Origin of the sequence: Sphingomonas lacusdianchii (assembly GCF_022664395.1) — a bacterium.
Taxonomy (GTDB): Bacteria; Pseudomonadota; Alphaproteobacteria; order Sphingomonadales; family Sphingomonadaceae; genus Sphingomonas; species Sphingomonas lacusdianchii.
The window spans coordinates 158,389-171,581 of the sequence record NZ_JAKRET010000001.1 but is presented as its reverse complement, the minus strand read 5'-3'; the positions used below and the strand labels follow the sequence as shown (position 1 = coordinate 171,581).

20 protein-coding genes and 1 tRNA gene are annotated in these 13,193 nt (G+C 64.8%); 12 read left to right on the top strand and 9 right to left on the bottom strand.

Translation table 11 applies throughout. The features are described 5' to 3' along the window. Positions 1–84 precede the first annotated feature (84 nt). The 7 genes from MF607_RS00845 to MF607_RS00820 all read right to left on the bottom strand — a co-directional run bounded on the left by MF607_RS00845 (position 85) and on the right by MF607_RS00820 (position 5,091). Positions 85–384 (bottom strand): hypothetical protein, encoded by a 300-nt coding sequence (locus MF607_RS00845; protein WP_242115509.1) that lies wholly within the window; start codon positions 382–384, stop codon positions 85–87. Continuing rightward, positions 369–572, bottom strand: a complete 204-nt coding sequence (locus tag MF607_RS23005; RefSeq protein ID WP_431311885.1) for an HNH endonuclease — start codon at positions 570–572, stop codon at positions 369–371. Before MF607_RS23005 ends, MF607_RS00845 begins: the two co-directional genes overlap by 16 nt. A gap of 386 nt (positions 573–958) precedes the next feature. Continuing rightward, the gene (locus tag MF607_RS00840) at positions 959–1,606 is read right to left on the bottom strand and encodes a hypothetical protein (RefSeq protein ID WP_242115508.1); all 648 of its coding nucleotides are present in this window, start codon (positions 1,604–1,606) and stop codon (positions 959–961) included. Beyond that, complete coding sequence (locus tag MF607_RS00835; RefSeq protein WP_242115507.1) at positions 1,603–2,463, bottom strand: hypothetical protein; 861 nt, start codon at positions 2,461–2,463, stop codon at positions 1,603–1,605. The genes MF607_RS00840 and MF607_RS00835 overlap by 4 nt, the downstream gene beginning before the upstream one ends. Further along, a complete protein-coding gene (locus MF607_RS00830; RefSeq protein ID WP_242115506.1) occupies positions 2,463–3,887 on the bottom strand; it encodes a replicative DNA helicase in 1,425 nt (474 codons plus the stop codon). Before MF607_RS00830 ends, MF607_RS00835 begins: the two co-directional genes overlap by 1 nt. Next, on the bottom strand, positions 3,884–4,855 hold the full coding sequence (locus MF607_RS00825; protein WP_242115505.1) for a CHC2 zinc finger domain-containing protein: 972 nt from the start codon (positions 4,853–4,855) through the stop codon (positions 3,884–3,886). Before MF607_RS00825 ends, MF607_RS00830 begins: the two co-directional genes overlap by 4 nt. Before the next feature lie 23 nt (positions 4,856–4,878). Continuing rightward, entirely contained in the window at positions 4,879–5,091 is a 213-nt protein-coding gene (locus tag MF607_RS00820) for a hypothetical protein (RefSeq protein WP_242115504.1), read from the bottom strand. Between the two features lie 92 nt (positions 5,092–5,183). On the opposite strand from MF607_RS00820, the gene MF607_RS00815 reads away from it, so the two are divergent. The 12 genes from MF607_RS00815 to MF607_RS22885 all read left to right on the top strand — a co-directional run bounded on the left by MF607_RS00815 (position 5,184) and on the right by MF607_RS22885 (position 11,260). Continuing rightward, positions 5,184–5,747 (top strand): LexA family protein, encoded by a 564-nt coding sequence (locus tag MF607_RS00815; protein WP_242115503.1) that lies wholly within the window; start codon positions 5,184–5,186, stop codon positions 5,745–5,747. Between the two features lie 185 nt (positions 5,748–5,932). Beyond that, positions 5,933–6,676 (top strand): hypothetical protein, encoded by a 744-nt coding sequence (locus tag MF607_RS00810; RefSeq protein WP_242115502.1) that lies wholly within the window; start codon positions 5,933–5,935, stop codon positions 6,674–6,676. A 24-nt stretch (positions 6,677–6,700) separates the two neighbouring features. After that, positions 6,701–7,447: a hypothetical protein gene (locus MF607_RS00805; protein ID WP_242115501.1), complete on the top strand. Its 747-nt coding sequence runs from the start codon at positions 6,701–6,703 to the stop codon at positions 7,445–7,447. Further along, on the top strand, positions 7,444–7,962 hold the full coding sequence (locus MF607_RS00800) for a hypothetical protein (RefSeq protein ID WP_242115500.1): 519 nt from the start codon (positions 7,444–7,446) through the stop codon (positions 7,960–7,962). The genes MF607_RS00805 and MF607_RS00800 overlap by 4 nt, the downstream gene beginning before the upstream one ends. A gap of 368 nt (positions 7,963–8,330) precedes the next feature. Beyond that, the gene (locus MF607_RS00795; RefSeq protein ID WP_242115499.1) at positions 8,331–9,293 is read left to right on the top strand and encodes a hypothetical protein; all 963 of its coding nucleotides are present in this window, start codon (positions 8,331–8,333) and stop codon (positions 9,291–9,293) included. Continuing rightward, the gene (locus MF607_RS00790; RefSeq protein WP_242115498.1) at positions 9,290–9,580 is read left to right on the top strand and encodes a hypothetical protein; all 291 of its coding nucleotides are present in this window, start codon (positions 9,290–9,292) and stop codon (positions 9,578–9,580) included. Before MF607_RS00795 ends, MF607_RS00790 begins: the two co-directional genes overlap by 4 nt. Further along, entirely contained in the window at positions 9,577–9,900 is a 324-nt protein-coding gene (locus MF607_RS00785; RefSeq protein WP_242115497.1) for a helix-turn-helix domain-containing protein, read from the top strand. The genes MF607_RS00790 and MF607_RS00785 overlap by 4 nt, the downstream gene beginning before the upstream one ends. Continuing rightward, a complete protein-coding gene (locus tag MF607_RS00780) occupies positions 9,897–10,193 on the top strand; it encodes a hypothetical protein (protein ID WP_242115496.1) in 297 nt (98 codons plus the stop codon). The genes MF607_RS00785 and MF607_RS00780 overlap by 4 nt, the downstream gene beginning before the upstream one ends. Beyond that, positions 10,190–10,372 (top strand): hypothetical protein, encoded by a 183-nt coding sequence (locus tag MF607_RS00775; protein WP_242115495.1) that lies wholly within the window; start codon positions 10,190–10,192, stop codon positions 10,370–10,372. The genes MF607_RS00780 and MF607_RS00775 overlap by 4 nt, the downstream gene beginning before the upstream one ends. Beyond that, the gene (locus MF607_RS00770) at positions 10,369–10,770 is read left to right on the top strand and encodes a hypothetical protein (protein ID WP_242115494.1); all 402 of its coding nucleotides are present in this window, start codon (positions 10,369–10,371) and stop codon (positions 10,768–10,770) included. Before MF607_RS00775 ends, MF607_RS00770 begins: the two co-directional genes overlap by 4 nt. After that, positions 10,767–10,967: a hypothetical protein gene (locus tag MF607_RS00765; protein ID WP_242115493.1), complete on the top strand. Its 201-nt coding sequence runs from the start codon at positions 10,767–10,769 to the stop codon at positions 10,965–10,967. The genes MF607_RS00770 and MF607_RS00765 overlap by 4 nt, the downstream gene beginning before the upstream one ends. Further along, the gene (locus MF607_RS22885) at positions 10,964–11,260 is read left to right on the top strand and encodes a helix-turn-helix transcriptional regulator (RefSeq protein WP_347340848.1); all 297 of its coding nucleotides are present in this window, start codon (positions 10,964–10,966) and stop codon (positions 11,258–11,260) included. The genes MF607_RS00765 and MF607_RS22885 overlap by 4 nt, the downstream gene beginning before the upstream one ends. Positions 11,261–11,504: 244 nt before the next feature. Here the strand turns inward: MF607_RS22885 and MF607_RS00755 are convergent, their stop codons facing one another. Then, positions 11,505–12,836 (bottom strand): tyrosine-type recombinase/integrase, encoded by a 1,332-nt coding sequence (locus MF607_RS00755; protein WP_242115492.1) that lies wholly within the window; start codon positions 12,834–12,836, stop codon positions 11,505–11,507. 165 nt (positions 12,837–13,001) lie between these two features. Beyond that, positions 13,002–13,091: transfer RNA gene (locus tag MF607_RS00750), tRNA-Ser, on the bottom strand. Positions 13,092–13,193: the final 102 nt, after the last annotated feature.

Here is a 13,193-nt window from a genome sequence, read left to right as displayed (position 1 = left end):
CCTGTGTTAGCGATGAAGATCGGGGTCGGAGTCGGTACTAGGGGGCGACGACCCCCAATTTTCCGGTCTCCCCCCCCCTAGGGGTTAATCGCGCAATATTGTTTCGTGGTACCAGTCAGGCCGCGTTGGGGTCGGCGGGGGCGGGCCTCGCTCGACGGTGACGACCCCGCACAGGGTCTCGGTCACGATCTCCTCGGCGACCGGGTCGAACTTCACGTCGCCTTGCTCATCCCGAGGACAGTGCAGGACCGTGCCCGCCTCGATGTCGTAAGCGACGACGTGCTCGACCTCGACACCGTCCAGCTTCACGGTCAGCGGAATCAGTGACGCGTCAAAATCCTCGTCGTAGACCGACAGGCGGCTAGGGATCACGCTATCGGCCATCCGTCTTCTCCGGTGGTGGGGCGCAGCCGATGCCCGCGATCCTCGGCGCTCTTCGTCGCGTGACAGTCAGCGCAGATTGGCCTCAGATTCGACCGGGCGTCCGTGCCGCCTTTTGCCTTCGGGACGATGTGATCGACTTGCGTGGCGGCGGTAACGACACCCCGTTCGTGAAAACACGAACGGCACATCGGCTCTTCGGTAAGCACCTGTTTGCGCAGCTTGTCCCAACTACTCCCATACCCTCTCTCGTGCCGGCTCTTGCCCCCATGATCCCACGACCTTCGCGGGACGTAGCGGCGGACGGTCAGGGCGGGCGGCTTCCTTGGCATTGTGCCGCCTCCTGAGGGATGCGATCGGCGTTCAACCCCTTGCCGGCTTCCGTGCATCCACTGCCCGCTACCGGATTGCGCAACGTGCGAGGGGAGGCTTCGAACCCGCCGCCGTGGTCGGGTTTCGGTACGAGCAGGCGTGGATTTCAGGCAGCCTTGCGGAGTGGCACTCGCGCGCAGCGAATACGTTGGGGCGAGGAAGCGCAGTGGCACTACGGCCAAGATCAACTACCCGCGGAGCCCGCTCAGGCGGTGCATGTAAGGTTTCCCGATACATCAACGGCAATCATCCGCCAAGCCTCAATCTCCATACGCAACAGCCCGCCGAACGCGACGACGGCAGCGGTGCCTCTCTCTTCCACGATCTCACCTTGCAGGCCGACGAGCGCGGGCATCTCCTGCACCTCGACCCAGGTGCCGAGGCCAAGGGCGCCGAGAGGCTGGGAACGCAAAGCCTTCCGCCGGGCGCGGTCCCGTTGCAGTTGCGCAACGCGCTCCCGCCGCATCTCCTCCCGCGTCTGCTTCTCGGTCAGCGCGACGAACTCCGCTTCGGCGGTTGCCTGCGCATCGCGCAGCCCAGCCATGCCGGCGGGTCCGATGAACGGCACTCGATTAAGACGGCGGAATACTGAGAACGAAGGATGGCGGCTGGCCGGATCGCGTGACACCGCCAGCAGATCGATCGTGTGCTGCGCCTTGGCGAACACGAACGTCGGCGCGATCGGCTGTTCGACCCGGTCGACCCCGGCACGGTCTGACAGCTTCGGAGCGGTTGGCGTCCAAACCTCGAACCCGCCATCGGTCAGCGAGCGCGCAAGGGGCAGCGTTCGGGGTCCGGTCGTGCGAAGGATGCACCAACGCTGGGACACTGGAAGTTTAGCGTCGTTCATCAATTTACCCCCGAGTTCCAGCCGGGCGGCGGCCCCGGCATGTCGTTCATCCGTCGATATCGTTCAGCGCGGGCGGCGCTGAGAGCGCGCGCCTCGTCCGCGTTGCCGGTCTGGCTGCGCTTGCGTCCCTCGATGAACGCGACCGGATCGGACGCACCAGCCGCGCTGGCGATGGCTTCTCGCGTCCATGTGTCGCCCTGATCGCCGCGCCATTTGCCGATGATGCGCCGCGCCTGTGGTTCGGTCTTCCCAGCGGCGACGAGCATCGCAACGCCAGCGTCGAAGAGGGCTTTGACGGGATCAATTCCCGGCGCCGTGGCGCCCGTTACGTCAGTAACGGAACTACCACTCCCTCCTTCCTCCTTCCTCTGGCGCGACTTTTCCCCACCAGTGGGGAACCGCTTCCCCACCACTTCCCCACTTGCCCCCTTTGAACCGGACTTAGTTCCTCCCTTCGACCCCTTGTCCGCGTCTGGTTCGCCCTCCGGTTCCGATCCGTTGCGCGTCAGCCGCGCAGAGGTTCGGACCCACTCGCGAACTGCGTCGGATTGAGGATGCACAGACGTCGGCTTTTTGGGTCGTTGGTACTGACAGAAGTTACGGACCGCGCCATAGCTGCGGCCGGCCTCTTCGTAGCGTAGAATCACGCCGCCGACTTCCAATTCGGCCAGAAGATCGGACGCATCGAAATTGTCGGCTGGCAGCAACCGCATCTTCAGTTTGAGCGGCGACCATTCGAACGATCCGTTATCGTCGCACTCGCACCACACGCCCATGAAGAACAGGCGGGCAATGGGCGAAAGCGCGACGAACTTCTCGTCGGTCCATAGGCCGGGGTGGATCGATCGTATGCGAGCCATCAATATCCATCCATCTTGTAGAAGTCGGCGCCGCGCACCGCCGAGTTTGCGCCGAAGAACCAGCCGCTTGCCTTCCCCGTAGGGCCGCTGCGTCGCTTGGCGACGATGAACTCGATGCGGTTGCGCACCGCCTCCATATCCGTCCGCCATTCCTCGTACTTCTGGCCGAACTGATCTTCGGGTTCCTGCATCTTCAGGTAGAACTCTTCGCGGTAGACGAAGAGGATCGCATCAGCGTCCTGTTCGATCTGGCCGCTATCGCGAAGATCGGACGGCACAGGCCGCTTGTCCGGTCGCTGTTCCACGTTGCGGCTCAGCTGGGCTACCGCCATCACCGCCAGCCCTTCGGTCTTCGCGAAGGCTTTGAGCCCCATGCTGACTTCGGAGGCGTGCTCGTACGGCGACATGCCTTTGCGGCTGTGGCCCATAAGCTGGAGGTAATCGACGATGATGAGCTCGAGCTTCTGACCCTTGGCGGCCAGCCGACGTTTATGCGACCGAGCCTGTCGGATAAGACGGGCGAGAGTAAGACCGCCGGTTTCGTTGACGTGCAACGGCAACTGCTCGAACCGCCGCTGGGCGTCCAGCACGGCGCGCAGGTCGTTACCTTGCACGGTGCCGTCGCGGACCTGTTCGTACTGAACGGCCCCCTTGTTCGTGCAACACATGTCCGACAGCATCCGACGAGTCAGTTCGTCGGCGCTCATCTCCATCGAAAATATCAGGACGCCGTGCCCGCGCGCAGCAGCACCGATCGCATAGCTGGTGACGAGCGAGGTTTTGCCCATGCCGGGCCGTCCACCGACGACGATGAGGTGTGTCGGACGGACGACACCTAGAGCATCGTCGAGCGAGCCGATCATGCCGCACCGGACGCCCACGATCGGCTTGCCGAAGCTGTCGATGACGGCCTGTGCATACTCGCCGACGCTTGCCTGCTGGGTCGTTGCCTCTTCGGCCATCACCGCAACGGCTTGATCGGCTTCAGCAAGCAATTCGTCGCGGGTGACGTCGAGATCGCGGGTCGACGCCACAACGTGCTGTAGGCCAGCCGTCATCCTGCGTCGGGCGGAAAGCTCGCGAATCTGGTCGAAGTACGTTTTCGTGCGCGTCAGCGGGCCGCTGTTCATGCTCGCCGCCGACAGGATATTGCGAGCGCGCGGCCATTCCTCGTTCGCGGCGAAATAGGGTTCGAGCGTCACGACGTCTGGGGCCATACCGGCGGCGGAAATTTCGAGGATCCGGGCGTAGACGTCACCGTATAGCGGCACGGCAAAATCAACCGGACGCAGCTTGTCGGCGACGAGGTCGATGCGCCGATTGTCGTCGATCAGGTCGGCCAGCAGGCCGATCTCGGCAGCGGCGTTCTGAAGCGGGCTGGTCGTGTCGGCGGACGACATCTGCAGTTCGAAGGCCCCGGTCACGCGCGAATGTCCCGCAGCTGATCGTTCCAGTCCTTGAACCCTTCCTTCGGGAAGGTGGCGCGCGTCGCGATGCCCAGAACCGTCAACGCTTCCTCAGTATTCTTCACGGCAGTCCGGCCAGGCGCATTGTTGTCGCCGGCAACGATGACCGATGCGATCCACGCCGGCAGTTCGACCCGTGGCATCAGCGAGGTGCCACATGCGACGAGCACGGAGTGGGACTGCTCCTGCGCAAGGGTCAGCCCGTCTTCCGGGCCTTCGCATATGACGGCCGTGGTACCCGAACCGAGGGCGTGACCGCCGGGTCGGAACGCCGACCCGACGATGATTCCGAGCGATAGCTTCGGTTTGGGAACGTCGAACTTCCGGCGGCCGTCGGCGGAAAGGTAGATGCGCTGCACCCCGACGACGTCGCCGGCGGCGTTCTGCAACGCGCAGATCGCGGCTGCGACGTCGGTGGCGATCACCTCGCCGGTTTCTTGATCGAAATAGTCCAGCCGCCCAAAGCGAACGGTGTTCGGCACCGGCATGGTGATGCCGCGGGACCGGAGGTACGTCTCTGCCAGCGTCCCCGCCGCCGGCACAGCGCCGTGCCACACGCTCCGCCCGGCAACGATGCGGCGGCGGGTCTCGCTTTCCGCCTCTCGCTTCCGTTGCGCGCGCTCCGCTTCTGAAACGATCGGGAAGGTATCGCCTGTCAGTGCTTCGAACGCCTGTCGAAAGCTCAGGCCGTCGACCTTCGTCAGGAACGTCATGTGGTCGCCGTGCGCGCCGCATCCGAAGCAGTGATAGAACCCCTTATCGTCGATGACGTAGAACGACGGTGTGCGCTCGGTATGGATCGGGCAAAGGCCTACCATCTCACGCCCGCCGCTCGGTTTGAGCTTCGTTCGCCGACCGATGATGTCGGAGAGGTTGTGGCGATCCTTCGCCGCATCGATAACGCGCCGAAACTCGTCGTCGGGCATGCGCTGCCCCCGCCGCCGGCTGGTCATTCCGCCTCGACGGCTGCGAGATAGGCAATGACCTCCGGCGAGGGAGTAATGCGCAACTGTCGTACGCCCTCAAGAACCGCCGGCCGCCGCCAGTGCGGAATGGATGCGTTGCGCTTCCATTCCCAGACGGTGCCATGCGGCGAACGGATGACGTGGGCGATCGCGGCGACCCGCCCTCGCGGTCCAAGCAGTTCTGTTACGGGGTCCATGCCTCATTTTCGGACAATTCGGAGAACGGCGCAAGAACCTACTTCGGATATTCCGTATTTCGCATTAGCGAGCGGGCGGCTAGGAAATGCCTATGACCGAAAAGTCCCCCTCGCTCGACCTTCTGGAACGCCTGCAAGCCGCGGGTGTCCCGAAGAACATTATTGCTCAGATCCTGCTGATAGCGCCATCGGGGGTGACGGACCTTTATAAGGGGCGTCGGACGCTGAAGCACGACGAAGCCGCGAAGTTGCTGCCCCTGCTGCCGCGCGCCCGCCAAGGTCGTGAAATCCCGGTGATCGGCATGGCCGGGGCAGGGAACTGGATCGAAGCTATCGAGCACACCGAAGAGAAGGCGTGGCTCCCGGAGCAGGCCGGTGACAGGGGGAAGTTTGCAGTTCGCGTCGTCGGTCAGAGCATGAACTTACTCTTGCCGGAAGGCTCGCTCGCGGTTGTCGATCCAGACGACCGTGAACTGTTCGTCGGCAAGCTGTATCTACTTATGAACGGCGATGGCGAGGGCACGATTAAGCGGTACCGGGCCGATCCGGCGCGGTTCGAGCCCGTGTCCGACGACCCCAAGTTCGAACCGTTTAGCATCGCGAATTTCGACTTCCGTATTATCGGCCGCGTAACCTCCGGGCTGCAAAACTTCTGAAAAACAGAAATGCCCCGTTGACGACTTCGGAAAAACCGAAGAATATAAGCGGCATCAGGTAAGTGCCGCCGCATGGCTCGCCGACCCTGATCCGCAGGGATAGGAAAGTCGTGCTCGGCCGCCAGCGATAGGGGCCAGCCTCCGCCGATCCACCTGCGACCCACGCAACGCAGGGAGGATGGCTTATGGCCGCCGACGATACCCGCTCGACCCCGTCGAGCGAACCGAAGACTGCTGCCCGCGGCACGCGGACCCCGCCCATGTTCAGCCCACCAGCCGACAGCATCGCGACCCGGCTCGCCGCCGTCTCGTATCATCCGCACATCGGAAGCGCGGCGGCCTGGGACGCGGCGCAGTGGAACCTGACTTCGATCCGATCGACCGTCAACGCGCTTTATGCAAGGCATGCGGTGACTGACGATCCAGCCGCGAGAGCGATGCTGAACAGCGAGATCATCGCTGCCGAAGAGCGGCAGGACGCCGCATATTCTGCTGCGTTCGAGATGCCCTCGCCGCATATGGCCGCGCTGCTGTGGAAGATGCAGGAAGTGCTCGAAATCGAGCAGGACGGCTTCACCGCCAGCTACAGCGCGGCCGGCATCAAGCCGGTCATGGACGACGCCGCCCGGTTCGCCAGCGCCGAGCGGTCGCCGACCCGACTTCACAGCGAATGGGCGACTGCGCGCGCGGCCTATGTCGTTGCGCGTGAGGGCGAGAACGAAGCGGATGCCGCCGGTGATAAGGAAGCCGCCGAGCGCTGGCTGGTCCGCCGCAGCAATGCCGAAGATGTCCTCATGGCGATTCCGTCGCCGGACGCAGCCGCGTTCGCGTTCAAATTCCTGATTGCGCACGGCGGGGGGCGGGACACCGACTGCTGGAACGGCATTCTTGAGCGCGAAGCGTTCGCCTTCGCCCAGGTGGAGGGCTGACCCATGGGCCACATCTCCCCAGCGTTGACCGCGCTGATCGCCGCGGCTCGCGCATCCGGCGCGGCCGATGATCGTCACTACCGGGAAGTGTACGAGCCGCTTGAGCGGGCCGAGAGCCGCGCGGCGACTGCCGGCGCGCCCGCGATTACGATCGATCCAGCCGTCATCAGCGAGAGTGACATCCTTTGCGCGAAGACGTGCGAAGACGAGTACGCGGTCGCCGACTTTCCGGTGGCCGGACCAGCCGACTTTGCCGCGAAGATCGAGTTCATGGTCGAGCGGAAGATGTTTGCCGGCATTGATCAGGGCGAACGCTTGATGGCTGACGCCAGCCGACTTGCTGCCTTCGACCCGGCGACGCCGATTCAGACGCTTGCAAAGCTGCGCAGCGACATATCCGATCGACAGGACGCGATCGACCGGCCGCCCGGTGATCTGCAAGTCACGCTTAGCCGGCAGTTATCGTGGGACAATAGCCGGCTGCTGCACGTCATGCTCGCGCAGCAACCGCAATCGCTGATTGACGTGTTCTCGCTCGTATCCGGCATGGCTGAACTGGCGAGCCAAGAGATCGACCCTGACCCGGAAAACCCGGACGTGAAGGAGATCGCCGAGGCGGGCGACCTGATCCAGATTGCCGGGACCAGCATTGTCGCCTTCCTCGCCTCGATCGACGTCCAGCCCTTGAACGCATACGACCGGCTCGATCTGCGGCGCTGTATGCGGTTGAGCGGCGAACGCTTCCCCGCGCCGCGGGAGGCACAGGCATGACCACGCCACTCGACAGTGCGCTCGCGTTCCTTTCGATTGGTGGGCGCGTAATGATCGACAGCGTCCAGCCGGAGCGCTTTCAGACCGGGTTGGATGCGCGCGTTCTGTTCGCGATCGAACTGGACGATGCCGAGATGTCGCGCCGCATCGACATCGTGCATGCTTTCGACGCCGCCGACCCGGCCGCAATCCTCGATCTCACTCGCGAGCGCGGTCGGTCAGTCGGCAACGGCTGGATCGTCTGGGAGGAAGACCCGGCGATGTGGAAGCGCGCCAAGCGCATCTACCAGCGTGCCCGCGCTTATTCCGACGGCTTGGGTGACGGCGACGACGCCGCCGATCGCGCGCTCGATGCTTATTGCGTCGCGATGGACGCGCTGATCGAGACGCCAGCCCCGGATCTCGTGGCGGTCGCCGAGAAGATCGAGCTCATGCGCGAACGCGGCTGCGGCGTGGAGGAGTGGGCCGACGTGCTGCTGGCCGACGTGCGTCGCCTCGAAGGGGAGGGTCGATAATATGGAACCGTCGCCACTCAGCATCCCAGCCGGCATGCGGTATCTATTCCTACCCGGTGTACCGGCGCAGACTTCTGAAGGATTGCGTACAGCCACGGAAAGTTACCTAGCCGGCTTTCTTGGCGATGACGGCTCGGACACTGGATCGGATGCGCGGGAAATCGCCGCGAAGGCGGTATGGGACTTTGACGCCGCGTCAATAACTGACGTTGCAGTCAAGTTGCTCTACGCAATCCACTACCTCGAACCGTCGCTTATAAACGGTGCCCCCGCGATAGATCTGGCAGCATTCGACGTAAACGGCGGCCGTATACTCGCGCGCTGCGCTGCGGACGCGCTGCGGCTCGCTGCGACGGAGGGTCGGTAACATGGCCGACGCACTCAACTTCTGCCCGAAGGCCATTGCGGACCTGCTCAACTATCCGTGCCCCGAAGCGCCGGGTACGCGGGCCGGGAATCTCTACGTTGCTTGCAAGCTGCGAGAGGCGCAGGTTTTCCAGTTGCCGGATTGCGGCCAGCTGCTCGACCGCACGAAGCCGCGGCCCGAGGTGCCCGGCTTGCTGCTGAAGCCGGCGTTCCCGGTGATGGCGCTCGAATATACCGCGCAGCGCGCCGCGTGGGAGCAGGGGGCCTATACCGCTGTTCCTTGCCCCAAGCGCATCGCCTTGGCGTGGGAATGGCAGGACGATCTGCCGGACGAGTTGCGTGCCTGGCACCGGTCGGATTTGTCGCCGGGCGTCGTCGTTGCGGCAATCTTCCTGAACGGGAACACCGGCAAATGGCTCTTGGGCTCGATCGCCGCGCACATCGCGTACGACGCGGAATGGCAGCACCGCGAGGACCAGTCCGCCTTCCGAGAGTCCGCGATCGAGAGCGGACGCATTTCGCGGGCGATCGTGAAGCACAAGACGATTCCGCTCTCGATGGTGACGCTCAGCCCCGAGACGATCACGCTCGGCCTTCAGCACTACGGCTCCGCCGAGGTCGTCATCGACCACTTGCAGGCCGATATGATGGACGAGGTGAACGCCTACGTTGACCTGTGCGTCGCACTAGCTTGCAAGAACGTCAGCACCGAAATCCACCCCGCGCCGGAACGTTTGAACCGGCAACGGAGCAAGGCCGGCAAGATGCCGCTGAAGGGCTTTCACGTCCTCAAGATTGCAGGCGGCGCCACGTTGCCCGGATCGGGTTTGGCGGATGGCAGGGAAGGGCCGCGTTCGCACCTCCGGCGCGGCCATATCCGGCGGCTGGGACCAGACCGGATCACTTGGGTCAACAGCACGATTGTTGGCGGCAGGGGCCACGTCGATAAGGTCTACCAGCTGTGAGCGCGGACGAACGCTGCGCCACCTGCGAATGGTGGCAGGCCGGCGCGCCGGCGCAGTCGACGTGGGAATCGTTGCCGGGTCAGCCCGAGATGTTCTTGGGCGTCTGCACGGTAAATCCTCCCGTACTGATCGGAGCGGACCCGAATACCGCGAAGCCGATGTTCCCCCGGACGCACCAGAACCGGCGTTGCGGCAGCTGGACGGAGCGGGAAGGCGACGACCCGGACGGTGGCGAGCGCGCGCCGACGGCGTCCGTCGTCAACCTTGCGGATCGGAAGGCGGCATGAAGGACATGTTCGCCTATCCCCACCAGCCGGGCGCCCGCGATCGTGACACCTCGTCGGATGCCGCCGCGTCGGTTGCGCCGCGTGCCGAAACACTGCGAGCCCGCGCTCTGGACGAGATCGAGCGCAGCAACGGCTTGACGGCAGATCAAGTCGCCGGGCGGCTGGGTATGTCGATCCTGTCGATCCGCCCGCGGATCACCGAACTGGCGCGGCTCGGCATGGTCCGAGACACCGGCGAACGCCGCCGCAACAACAGCGGCCGGCGGGCGATCGTCTGGGCCGCGATCAATCCCCAACGCCTGAAAGGCAACAAGCGATGACCGATACCCCCAGCGCCCCGGCCGTGATCGACGGCGTCACGACCTCGTTCCGCGGTAAGTTCCTGCTTTACCGGAAGGCGGGCGGGAAGGTCGTGAAGCCGGGCCATAAATCGACCTCCCATAACCCTCGGTTCCGGCACCCTACCTTTGCGTCGGCCGAGACCGAGGCGAACCGGCTGCTGCCGAGCCACCCGGAAAGCACCTTCATCATCATGCAGGAGGTCGGCACGGTGAAGGCCGGAGACCGGAAAGATGCCGCCGACCAGCCGCGCGGGCAAAGCGACGGCGCATGACGTTCGGCCGCGCCCTCATCACCGCCTTGCTCGCTGGCGGGCTGTCTCACGCCCAGACCGGCGACACCGTCCTGCAGATGGTCGCGGTGTGGTTCATCGCTTGGCAGTTCACCAGCGACCCGCTTCCCGACGCGATCCACAAGGGCCTCAACGATTTCGCGAAGGAGCATCGTCGATGACCAGCCCCGACATCGGTCCGCTGATTGGGGGCGCAATCCTTTCGGTCCTGACGGCCATCCTCATCATCATGTTCATCCGCAATCAGAACTTGCGTCGTGCCCGGCTGGCGCGCCTCGCGCGCGCTGGCCGCACCCAAGCAAAACCCCGGGTGCGAGTCGTCGCGCGCGGCGGCTGGATACGGCACGACGGCGGGCCATTCCCATTCGATCCAGTAGAGGCGGTAGAAGTGATATTTGAGGGGGGCGGGCTGAGCGAACGCACGATCGTCTCGGCATCCTACTGGCCGGAACAGTGGTGGCAGCATCAGGCCTTAGATCGCCGCTACAACATCCTGTTCTATCGGTTCGCGCAGCCGCTCTCGGTCCGCAACATGCCATCGACGGAGTTGCCCGCATGACAGCGGCGCTGCATCGACCGAGTGCTGATATCCTGCCGCCTCGCTCTACTGACGACGAAGCAAGCGCGCTGCTCGACGAGCTATCCCGCCTACAAACGTGGTGCGTGCTCATGGCCCGCCACGATCCCACCGGCATCGGTGCCGCCGACCTCGTCCAGCGGACCCGGATCCTCATTATTGAAAGGTGCAAGAGATGACCGCCGCATCGACCAGCCGCCAGCCGCGTCCGGCATCCGGCCCCCGTAAGCGCGCCCCTGCCGCCCCGGCGCCGCCGGTTAAGCGCGAGGTCGACCATAGCCTCGCCGACCGACTGCTGCCCCTGTCTGCCGTCAAGGAACTGGCTGGCATCGGGAAAACGATGATCTACCGGAAAATGCGCGAAGGCACCTTCCCGAAGTGCTGCAAGCCCGGCGGCGCGTCCAGCCGTTGGAGCGAGCGCGAGGTCGTTGCGTGGAAAGAGGCGGTCATGGCTGCTCGGGGCGCGGAGTGAGGCGCCGACCCTTGCCCCGCGATGCGGACCGACAGCGGCGCGCCGTTCGACTTCGATATGAAGGCTGGCGGACGGGCGACCGCCGTAAGCTGAAGCGGGCGCGGCGGCTGGAACGGCTCGTGTGGCGTGAAACGGTGGCGGCGATAGAACGCAGCTTCCTCCCGCTCGGTCCAGCCCTCCAACGTGCCGCGGAGGGGATGATGGGGGCACTGCGATTGCTCGCGGCCCCCAGGCGGCCGCAGGGCTAGGCCGCTTCCCGATCGGTATGCGCCGCCCAGCGTATCGGTTTGCCGAGATGCTCCTCCGGCGCGACCAGACCGGACGCGATCAGGTCGCCCCAAGCCTGCGCGAGTTCGTGGCGGCGAGGCATATACGCGGCCCGGTTATAAGCCCCCTCAACCTTGTCCTTCGGGACGTGCGCGAGCATCAGATCGATCACGGCCCGGTCGCCATCTTGGCGGTCGGGTCGTTCGTTCATGATCGTCGAGAACGCCGACCGGAAGCCGTGCGGCACATGGCGCTGATAATAGCCGGCGCGGATGAGCAGGGCGCGCAGCGTGTTCTCGCTGATCGGACGATGCACATGTCGCTCGCTCGGGAACATGAGCTGATAGCCGCCGGTCAGCGGACGCAGCGCCTCGATCGTCGCCACTGCATAGGTCGAGAGCGGAACGACGTGATCGCCGCCGTCCTCGGCCTTGCGATCCTGATCGCCCTTCATGCGGGCGGCTGGAATGCGCCAGACCGGGTTCGGCCCATCGAGCCCTTCCAGTTCCTCCCACCGGGCGTTCTGAACCTCGTTAGGTCGGACCGCCGTCAGCGCCAGCAAGCGCAGCGCCAGCTTGGTCGACGCGCGGCACCGTTCGGCGTCGCACTTCGCTAGCATCGTGCGGACCGCTTCGACCTGGGCGTCATAGTCGCGCAGGCGGTCGATCACCGACGGCTGCTTCTTCGCGCGCGGTTTTTTCCGCAACGCCTTCCCGAGGCTGGCGGCTGGGTCGGCGATGGCAAGGCCACCAGCCGCAATGGCGTAGACGAAAATGTCGGAGATGCGCTGGCGCAGGCGGTGCGCCGTCTCGACCGCGCCGCGCTGCTCGACCGCGTTCAGCAGCCCGAGGATCATCGGGCTATCGATAGCGGAGAGGGGGAGGGCGCCGATCGCCGGGAACACGTCGCGCTCGAGGCTGCGAAGAACGTCGTCGGCATGGACCGGCGACCAGATCGCCTTGCGCAGTTCGAACCATCGCCGCGCTACGATCTCGAACGTATTGCTATGGTCGGCGGCGCGCGCCTCGATCGACACGCGCTTCTCGACGGCCGGGTCGCGCCCCTCGCGCAGCAGCGTCTTCGCCGCGTCGCGCTTCTGCCGCGCCTCGACCAGCGTCACGCCGGGGTAGGGACCGAACGTCAGCGTCTTCTGCGCGGGCTTGCCGGCCGCGTTCTTCCCGAACGTGTAGTTCATCCGCCAGTGCTTGCCGCCAGCCGGCGTGACGTGAAGAAATAGCTGCGCCGAGTCGACCAGCTTGTATGCAGCCTCACGCGGCTTCGCGGCTTTGATTTTGGCGTCCGTCAGCATCCCATGCCTCCATACCATGTCCGCCGGTTTCGATACCATGCGGTGTACCATGCGGGGCGGTGAACGGATGAGAACAGCCGCGAACCCCGTCCGTCACATCTGGGGGCAGAAACGGCGGATTTGCAAGGAGGAGTGGACGACTAAGAACGCTTGCGCATGGTATCTTGGCGGAAGAGGTGGGATTCGAACCCACGGAGAGCTTGCACCCTCGCCGGTTTTCAAGACCGGTTCCTTAAACCACTCGGACACTCTTCCTCGACGGCTTGCGCCTAATGCGGGTCGGCGTCGTTGTGCAAGCCTTTGTCGCAGGAGGGGGTTCATCCGCCACCCGCGCTGTGCCAAAAGATCGGTCTAGCG

Bases quoted from the DNA above. Each gene is read 5' to 3' on its own strand.
- MF607_RS00845 (WP_242115509.1), bottom strand. From the start codon at position 384: ATGGCCGATAGCGTGATCCCTAGCCGCCTGTCGGTCTACGACGAGGAT.
- MF607_RS23005 (WP_431311885.1), bottom strand. From the start codon at position 572: ATGTGCCGTTCGTGTTTTCACGAACGGGGTGTCGTTACCGCCGCCACG.
- MF607_RS00835 (WP_242115507.1), bottom strand. From the start codon at position 2,463: ATGGCTCGCATACGATCGATCCACCCCGGCCTATGGACCGACGAGAAG.
- MF607_RS00825 (WP_242115505.1), bottom strand. From the start codon at position 4,855: ATGCCCGACGACGAGTTTCGGCGCGTTATCGATGCGGCGAAGGATCGC.
- MF607_RS00820 (WP_242115504.1), bottom strand. From the start codon at position 5,091: ATGGACCCCGTAACAGAACTGCTTGGACCGCGAGGGCGGGTCGCCGCG.
- MF607_RS00815 (WP_242115503.1), top strand. From the start codon at position 5,184: ATGACCGAAAAGTCCCCCTCGCTCGACCTTCTGGAACGCCTGCAAGCC.
- MF607_RS00810 (WP_242115502.1), top strand. From the start codon at position 5,933: ATGGCCGCCGACGATACCCGCTCGACCCCGTCGAGCGAACCGAAGACT.
- MF607_RS00800 (WP_242115500.1), top strand. From the start codon at position 7,444: ATGACCACGCCACTCGACAGTGCGCTCGCGTTCCTTTCGATTGGTGGG.
- MF607_RS00795 (WP_242115499.1), top strand. From the start codon at position 8,331: ATGGCCGACGCACTCAACTTCTGCCCGAAGGCCATTGCGGACCTGCTC.
- MF607_RS00785 (WP_242115497.1), top strand. From the start codon at position 9,577: ATGAAGGACATGTTCGCCTATCCCCACCAGCCGGGCGCCCGCGATCGT.
- MF607_RS00780 (WP_242115496.1), top strand. From the start codon at position 9,897: ATGACCGATACCCCCAGCGCCCCGGCCGTGATCGACGGCGTCACGACC.
- MF607_RS00775 (WP_242115495.1), top strand. From the start codon at position 10,190: ATGACGTTCGGCCGCGCCCTCATCACCGCCTTGCTCGCTGGCGGGCTG.
- MF607_RS00770 (WP_242115494.1), top strand. From the start codon at position 10,369: ATGACCAGCCCCGACATCGGTCCGCTGATTGGGGGCGCAATCCTTTCG.
- MF607_RS00765 (WP_242115493.1), top strand. From the start codon at position 10,767: ATGACAGCGGCGCTGCATCGACCGAGTGCTGATATCCTGCCGCCTCGC.
- MF607_RS22885 (WP_347340848.1), top strand. From the start codon at position 10,964: ATGACCGCCGCATCGACCAGCCGCCAGCCGCGTCCGGCATCCGGCCCC.
- MF607_RS00755 (WP_242115492.1), bottom strand. From the start codon at position 12,836: ATGCTGACGGACGCCAAAATCAAAGCCGCGAAGCCGCGTGAGGCTGCA.